Consider the following 7,656-nt stretch of genomic DNA (forward strand, 5'->3'; position numbering starts at 1 on the left):
CCCCGCCCCCAGACTCGACCGCTACTACCACCAGCCCCTCGACTGGCGCAGCTGTGTCCTCGGCCCGGACGACAAGACCGGCCAGGCCCTGGAGAAGGCCGGCGCGCAGTGTGCGAACGTCACCGTCCCCCTCGACTACGCCCACCCCTCCGGCCGCACCATCACCGTCGCGATATCCCGCCTCAAGGCCACCAGCACGCGCCACCGTATCGGCGCGATGCTGCTCAACACCGGCGGGCCGGGCGGCACAGGAATCGACTTCGCCCCGGACGCCCGCAAGGCGATGAAGGAGACCGGAGCGCGCTACGACGTCATCGGCATGGACCCGCGCTTCGTCGGCCGCAGCACCCCGCTCGACTGCGGCTGGCCCGTCGGCTCCGCCGTCCTGTCGGCCGGGAACAGCCGGGCGAGCTTCGACCGGCAGGTCGCCCTCCACAAGGATCTGGCCGCCAAGTGCCGCGCCACGAACGCCGAGCTGCTCCCGTACGCCGGCACCCGCAACACGGCCCGCGACATGGACGTCATCAGAGGTGCCCTCGGCGACCGGAAGATCTCCTATCTGGGCTACTCGTACGGCACGTACCTCGGCACGGTCTACACGCAGATGTTCCCCGGACGCTACGACCGGGTCGTCCTCGACGGCGCGATCGACCCGCGCCGTTACAGCCCCCGGCTGCTGCAGGGCACCGAGGAGGAGAACGAACGGGCACTCGGCGACTGGGCCGCCTGGGCGGCACACCGCTACGAGGACTACGGGCTCGGCCGTACGCGCGCGCAGGTCCTCGCCACGGTCGACCGCATCGTCGCGGCGTCGGCTCGCCGGCCGCTGACCCTCGGCACCGGTTCGGACACCTTCCGGGTGGACGACACCCGCGTACCGACCCTGATCTTCGCGGGCCTCGCGGACGACACCGACGAGGCACGGGCGCGACTCGCCGAAGAGGTGTCCGCCATGGCCGCGGCCGCGGCCGGGAGGACCACCGAGCTGCCGCAGGAGATCGCCGAAGAGCTGCGGATGTTCCTGACCGGCAAGGGCTCGGCGTACGGCAGCGCACAGATGGCGATCATCTGCGGGGACAAGGGCGCTCCGCGCGACCCCGAGCGCTACTGGCGCGACATCGAGCGCAACCGGGCCGCCCACCCCCTGTTCGGCCCGGTGGCCGACAACATCGGGCCCTGCGCCTTCTGGGACCGGCCGGCCGAGGAGCCCACCCGGGTCCGGCAGGACGCCCCTGTCCTCATGGTGGCTGCCACCGGCGACCCGCGCACCGACTACGAAGGAACCGTCGCCCTGCACGGCATGCTGCCCAGCTCCAAGCTCATCACCCTCAAGGGCGCCAACCGGCACGCCGTCTACGGCCTGTACGGCAACACCTGCGTGGACGATCAGGTCAACACCTACCTGGCCACGGGCCGGCTCCCTGCAACCGACCGGATCTGCGTGAAGCGCGCTACGAGGTAGTACGAGGTAGGAGGTAGGGGACCGCCCACGAGGCGTGAGACGCGACGCGCCGACAGCCCGGCCACTACCGCCGCCGGTGGCCCGACCCACCGGCGGCGACCCGTACCGACGCGGACTCTTCGCCCACCCACATCCACTGGCGCTCCCGAGTGACCGTCATCCCCCACTCGTACAGGCCGGGCTCGCCCGCAGTCGTCCACCAGTTCCACGCCTGCTCGAGTTCCGCGGCCAGGCGGCGCGGCCCGCCCTCGCAGACCAGGACGGTGCCGTCGTCCTGGGCGTAGAACGCTGCCCACGACGATGCGCTGTCGTTGAGCCAGACATTCGTTCCGTCTCTGTCGGTGCTGCTCGCGATGTGCACGTCCGGCAACAGGACGCGCAACGCGAACCGGAGGTGCCAGTCCGTGTGCAGCGGGGAGAGGCCGAGGCGGGCGTGGCGTTCGTGCTCGGGTTCCCGTCCGGCGCGCACGCGGGAGAAGTCTCCGCTGGGGCCGCCGCCGCTCCCGCGGGCGGGCATGAACTGGGCGAGCCCCTGGACGTGCCCGCTCGCGGCGTCTCCCTCCTCGGCCACCGTCAGGGCTACGAGCCCGAGGTGCCCCCAAGGGGTGACGATGCGGCCGCCGGGCCGGGTCTGCTCGACCCATGCCCAAGGGACGGTCTCGACGGCGTAGGTGGAAATCACCCGGTCGAAAGGCGCGCCCGGGGGCCATCCTCCCGTGCCGTCTCCGACGACCACATGGACATCGGCCCTGGTCTTCTTCAGGCGCTGGCGTGCCTGCTCGGCCAGGTCCGGGTCGGTCTCGATGCTGACGACGCGCCCGGGGCCCGCCCTGTGGGCAACGAGGGCCGCGTTACGGCCGGTTCCGGTCCCGAGTTCGAGTACGTGATGGCCGGGGAGGAGGTCGAGGCAGCCGAGCATGTCGGCGACAACGGATTCACAGGACAGGCTGGAGGTCGCCCGGCCGTTGATGACCTGGGTGACGGCTGCCTCGTAAGGGTCGCCGTAGATCAGCTCCGCCCACTGGCCCGGGTCGGTTTCACGATTGACAGGTCTGTAGGCATGCCCGTCCCACTGCCAGAGCCGGTCGGGCGCGAAGCGGTCGCGGGGGAGTGCTGCGGCGGCCTGACGGATCCACGGGGAGCCTTCGGGCCACCCGTGGATCCGTTCCATCTGCGCATCGTGCGCCAGGCGCAGGGAGGTCAGACTGTGCACCGGTGTCATCTGTCATTACCTGCTGGGTTATTTCCTGCGCGTGCCGGACGGCGGAGGCGGGGGAGGCACCTGCCCGTCGGTGTTGCCGGGCGGCGGCTTGCCTTTGCCCAAGTCCGGATCCGGCTTGCGATGATCACCCATGGCCATCCGCTCCCCTGCGTGTCCGTCTCCGAGTCCGTGTCGGTGCCGGTGCCGGTGTAGGTACCGGTGCCGGGTTGAGGGCGGAGGGCATCGTGGCACAGCGGCCCGGAAGGGCACCAGAGGGTGACAACCCCGCGAGGCGGCGTCTTCCGACCTTCCGGACCACTGCCTCACCTCACCGCTTCACACCACCACGAGGACGAGTCAGCGGCCGGTGGGGACGGAGGCCCGGAACTTCTTGGTGAGATCCGCGCCCCGGATCACGCCGTTCGTGTGGTACGTCAGCCCCCAGGCGTCGAGAGCCGAGCCGTCGGCGAAGAGGCACATGTTCCGCAGGTGGTCACGGTCGACCGGATCGCCGGCCTTGATCCACCCGCCGGTATCGCTCTTGTGGTTGCCGAACTGCGTCGTTCCGCCGATGGCCGCGCAGTAGGCGGCCGACGGGTTGCCCTGCGGGTGCTCCGGCAGCGGGGGCTTGCGGACGTAGGCGAGGGCGGCGAGCGTCGGCAGCTCGGCGGCGAGGGTGTCGGTCGCGACGGTGATGCGCGACGTGTCCTGGGCGGTGAACTCGCACAGCTGTCGCTCACCGCCGAGCGGGGTGAGCCGGCGCCCGGCGTCGAAGTACGGGTGGTAGATGGCGGACCGGCCGCCTTGGTCGGCGCACCAGCGTGCCGGCGTCTGCGGGTGAGGCTTGGAGGGCTGGGCCGTGGCCTGCGTGGCGGCAGCGGCGACGGCGGCTGTGACGAGGGCGACGGCAAGAACGCGTGCTCGCATTGTGCCTCCCGGGAAGTGTGAGGCACATAGTCTCCGACCGCTTGCGTGTACGCGTCAACAATGCCGGCGGGTGGACCTTGGCCGTCAGGATCCGTCAGGATCCGTCAGGAGCCGTCGCGTGCCGCGTCGGATTCGAGCGTCCCGGCGTGGTCGGGGACGCGGGTCTGCAGGTCGCGCGGCGGGCGCCGGTAGCCGGTGGAGGGCGGGCGAGGCGGGAGCGTCAGCTCCGGCCGGGGCACGTCCCGGTAGGGCACTGTGGACAGCAGGTGGGCGATCATATTGATGCGGGCGCTGCGCTTGTCGTCGCTCTCGACGACGTACCAGGGTGCTTCGGCCGTGTCGGTGTGGGCGAACATCTCGTCCTTGGCCCGCGAGTACGCCTCCCAGCGCGTGACGGACTCCAGGTCCATCTCCGACAGCTTCCAGCGGCGGGTGGGGTCCTCCAGGCGGCTGCGGAAGCGCTGCTCCTGGACGGCGTCGCTGACGGAAAACCAGTACTTACGCAGCAGGATGCCGTCCTCGGTCAGCAGCCGCTCGAAGACGGGGCACTGATGCAGAAAGCGGCGGTGCTCCTGCTCGGTGCAGAACCCCATGACGCGCTCGACGCCGGCGCGGTTGTACCAGCTGCGGTCGAACAGCACGATCTCGCCCGCCGTGGGCAGATGTCCGACGTAGCGCTGGAAGTACCACTGGCCCCGCTCGCGGTCGGTCGGCACGGGCAGGGCGACGGTGCGCGCGACGCGCGGGTTGAGCCGCTCCGTCACGCGTTTGATCACCCCGCCCTTGCCCGCGGCGTCCCGCCCTTCGAAGACGACGACCAGTCGGGCACCCTCGGCGCGTACCCATTCCTGGAGCTTGACCAGTTCCGTCTGGAGACGGAACAGCTCCCGCTTGTACGTGTCCTTGGCGAGCCGGCTCTGTGGTGCCCCGGCGTGTCCGCCGGCCTGTGCGTCGCCGTTCACTGATGTTCTCCTCGCCGGTACGCCTTCCCTATCGCTCCTCAGAGTCTGCGCAGCCATGTGCCGGCGACGCCATTGCGAAGCCATCGCGACGCGGTGCGAGGGCTGCCCGTCGGGCCGCGGGCGTCAGGCGGCGATGCGGTGGGGTGGCGTGTTCACCGCGATTCACCGGAATTCACCGCGACGCCCCTTCGTCACCCGCAGGGGTGACGTCCAAGCCTGTATGACGGTCTCCGCGAACAGGTACTGGCTGGTGTGCCGCTCGGAGGATTGCCGGGTGGAGTAGCCCGAGGTCCTTGTCTGGGCTTGTCCTGCGAGTCGCTCCCAGCCCGGCCCATCCCGGGATCAGAGCAGGGACCGCCAGTACGTCCAGAACCGGGTCACGATGAGCACCGCGATGACGAGGTACCAGGTCACCGGCACCGCCCAGGGGAACTCCAGCAGCCCGAGCACCGGGCGGCGGGGCGCCGGGACGACACCGTGCTTGAGGTTGTGGAGGGTGGTGGCCCAGAACATGGCGATGGTGACGACCCAGGCGAGGGAGCACCACAGACACAGGGCGCCGATCGAGTACAGCGCCTGGACCATCAGCCACATGCAGAAGCCCGCGCCGAGCAGCGTGCCCACGTTCAGCCCGACCCAGAACCAGCGGTGGTAGCGGGCCCCGGCCAGCAGGCCGAAGCCGATCAGCACGACGGCGCCGTAGCCGGCCAGACCGACGAGCGGATTGGGAAAGCCGAACACCGACGCCTGCGGACTGCTCATCACGTTCGTGCACGACAGCACGGGGTTGATGCTGCACGACGGCCGGAAGCCCGGCTCCTCCAGCAACCGGAACTTGTCGACAGTGATCACGAAGGAGGCGAGCAGGCCCAGTGCACCGGTGACGATCAGCACCCAGGCGAGGGCGGGCCCGGCGCCGACGGGCGTACGGGCCACGTGGGCCTGTGCCCGCCGCGGGGCGCCCTGCCGGGACTCCTCGGTCCCCTTCCCCCTCGGTTCAACGACAGGCTCAGCCATATGCGGTGCTCTCCCGTCAGCTCGTCAGCTCATCAGCCCGTCAGCATGTGACCTTGATGCGCGCGCCGGTCCGTGTCCGGTCGTCCCCGTCCACTTCCGGCCGCCCGGCTAGGAGATCGCCCGGCGCGTACGGGAGGGAAGGGCCGAAGGGCCCTGCTACCGGGACCACTGGGGCCGAATGCGACGGTGCAACCGTATGAGGGCTCAGGGGGAAGGAATGCGGACGAACGGCCGGTCGCGGGAAGCGACGTCACCCGCCGGGCCGGCGGCGCGCAGGATCACGTCGAGTGCCCGGTCCGGACAAGCGTTGTAGAGCCCGCTGGCCCACGCCGCATTGGCCTCCACCACTGCCCAGCGTCCGTCGATCAGGCCGACGTCGATGACGATGGCGGAGGGCAGAGCCGTACCGGCAACGGCGAGTACGTCGGCGCCGAACGCACGGGCCGATTCGGGCAGCGGACCCAGCGCCAGACGCCCGTCCTCCGCGTACCGGCTGCCTGTGTGCACCATCCCGTCGAGGCAGTGGAGCCGGTACTCGGCCGTGAACGTCACCGTGTCGCTGACCAGCACCGGCGTCTCCGCTTCTACGGCATCGGGCCCCGGCAGCCGCGTCCCGTCGGCATAGACCATCGCCCGTATGCTCTTGTCGTTCGGGGACTTGACGAACGCCGGTCGCCGGAGGGCGTAGGCCTCGGCGATCGCCATGACACGCACCTCACGTCCCGTGAGCTCCCGCGGCAGGCCGGCCAGCCAGTCGCGCGGCGCCTCAAGCGGCGCAATCCCGTACACAGGCGCTGCGACGTCCGCGAAATCCGGGCCCGCGTGCAGATGCTCGGCGCTGCACAGGTCTTCAGGCAGCGTGAACGACGCCGATTGCACGGTCCGCAGACCGCGACGCCGGGCCGCCTGGCGTACGGACTCGGCGGAGGCGGTCAGCCGAGGGGGAAGCAGCAGGGTTCTCACGGCGAAGGATCATGTCTCATCCGCACGGACAACCGCGCGGAATTATCCGTCTCCTACTCTCCCGGGCCCGCACCACCCCGCTGGCCGGGACGAACTCACGCCGACTTGGGGAGGGAGAGACCCCTGGACGCGGAAGCAGGCGGAACCAGCGGCCCCGTTTCGGCCGGAAGGATGGTTGAGGAAGCCGTACCGCCCCTGAAAAGATCTTGGCCGAGTCAATGTGGTGGGGTGGTGGGCCGGTCGCCAAGGTGAGGCGATCGCCCTGGCCGGACGACCATGGAGGGGACCGGACGATGGAAGGCGGCAGCCGTGGACCAGGTGGTGGCGCTGCCGGGGCGCCGCACCCGGAGCCCGAACAGGCTTGCGAACAGGCCGGTGAGCAGTTACGCCGATTACGTCGCGAACGCGGTGTCTCCCTGGTCAAGCTGGCCCGCCTCGCCTTCTACAGCAAGGGCTACCTGAGCAAGGTCGAGAACGGTGAGAAGCCGCTGACGCTGGAATTGGCCCGCGCATGTGACCGGGCCCTGGAGACAGGCGGCGCACTCGAGCTCCTCGTCCCCGTCCCGTCCGGAGCCAACGACAGCGGGCCGCCGGAGGACAACGGACTGTGCCCGTACCCCGGCCTCTCCCCGTTCGGAACGGAGGATGCCCGCTGGTTCTTCGGACGCGACGCGGACACGGCCACCGTCATCGCCCGACTGACAGAGCGGCTCACGGCTCCCGGCCCCCTGCTGGTCATGGCTCCGTCCGGGGCAGGAAAGTCGTCTCTGTTACGGGCCGGCATGCTGCCCGCCCTGGCGCGTGGAGTACTGCCGGTCAACGGCTCGCACGCCTGGCCGACCGTACTGCTCACACCCGGCGAGCATCCCGTCCAGACGTTCCTGTCCCGAGCGGCGAGGGCGATCGGGGCACCTCATGGCCACCTCGACATCGCCATGAAGGAGGGGCCCGGCGCTTTCGCCGCCGCCGTACGCGATGTGATGGACGGTCCACGTCCCGCAGACTCCGCAGATCATGCAGATGATGTAGACCGCGCAGATCACGCAGATCACGCGGAGCACGCAAATCGCGGGGATCACGCGCAGCAGGCGAATCACGCCTCCGTCCCCGAGAGAGTCCCGCCC

At 70.3% G+C, this 7,656-nt stretch carries 7 protein-coding genes; 2 read left to right on the forward strand and 5 right to left on the reverse strand.

Features of this window, described 5'->3' with window-relative positions:
• Positions 1–1,462: alpha/beta hydrolase (locus ACSNOH_RS31670; protein WP_436724895.1), on the forward strand; the 1,462-nt coding region annotated here is incomplete at its 5' end.
• 64 nt (positions 1,463–1,526) lie between these two features.
• Here the strand turns inward: ACSNOH_RS31670 and ACSNOH_RS31675 are convergent.
• From ACSNOH_RS31675 to ACSNOH_RS31695, 5 genes are all read right to left on the reverse strand, one after another.
• The gene (locus tag ACSNOH_RS31675) at positions 1,527–2,633 is read right to left on the reverse strand and encodes a methyltransferase domain-containing protein (RefSeq protein WP_436724896.1); all 1,107 of its coding nucleotides are present in this window, start codon (positions 2,631–2,633) and stop codon (positions 1,527–1,529) included.
• Between the two features lie 387 nt (positions 2,634–3,020).
• Positions 3,021–3,590 carry a hypothetical protein gene (locus ACSNOH_RS31680; protein ID WP_436724897.1) on the reverse strand — a complete coding sequence of 190 codons (570 nt, stop codon included), beginning with the start codon at positions 3,588–3,590 and terminating at the stop codon, positions 3,021–3,023.
• A gap of 104 nt (positions 3,591–3,694) precedes the next feature.
• Positions 3,695–4,552 (reverse strand): polyphosphate kinase 2, encoded by an 858-nt coding sequence (ppk2, locus tag ACSNOH_RS31685; protein ID WP_436724898.1) that lies wholly within the window; start codon positions 4,550–4,552, stop codon positions 3,695–3,697.
• Positions 4,553–4,894: 342 nt separating this feature from the next.
• On the reverse strand, positions 4,895–5,569 hold the full coding sequence (locus ACSNOH_RS31690) for a vitamin K epoxide reductase family protein (protein WP_436724899.1): 675 nt from the start codon (positions 5,567–5,569) through the stop codon (positions 4,895–4,897).
• A gap of 204 nt (positions 5,570–5,773) precedes the next feature.
• Entirely contained in the window at positions 5,774–6,532 is a 759-nt protein-coding gene (locus ACSNOH_RS31695; protein ID WP_436724900.1) for an ATP-grasp domain-containing protein, read from the reverse strand.
• 293 nt (positions 6,533–6,825) lie between these two features.
• Here ACSNOH_RS31695 and ACSNOH_RS31700 point away from each other — a divergent pair.
• The coding region (locus ACSNOH_RS31700; protein ID WP_436724901.1) for an XRE family transcriptional regulator at positions 6,826–7,656 on the forward strand (831 nt) is incomplete at its 3' end.

The sequence above is a fragment of the Streptomyces sp. URMC 127 genome (assembly GCF_051386535.1).
GTDB lineage: Bacteria > Actinomycetota > Actinomycetes > Streptomycetales > Streptomycetaceae > Streptomyces.

Excerpts from the sequence above, each read along its gene's own strand:
- ACSNOH_RS31690 (WP_436724899.1), bottom strand. The coding sequence starts at position 5,569 with ATGGCTGAGCCTGTCGTTGAACCGAGGGGGAAGGGGACCGAGGAGTCC.
- ACSNOH_RS31680 (WP_436724897.1), bottom strand. The coding sequence starts at position 3,590 with ATGCGAGCACGCGTTCTTGCCGTCGCCCTCGTCACAGCCGCCGTCGCC.
- ACSNOH_RS31675 (WP_436724896.1), bottom strand. The coding sequence starts at position 2,633 with ATGGAACGGATCCACGGGTGGCCCGAAGGCTCCCCGTGGATCCGTCAG.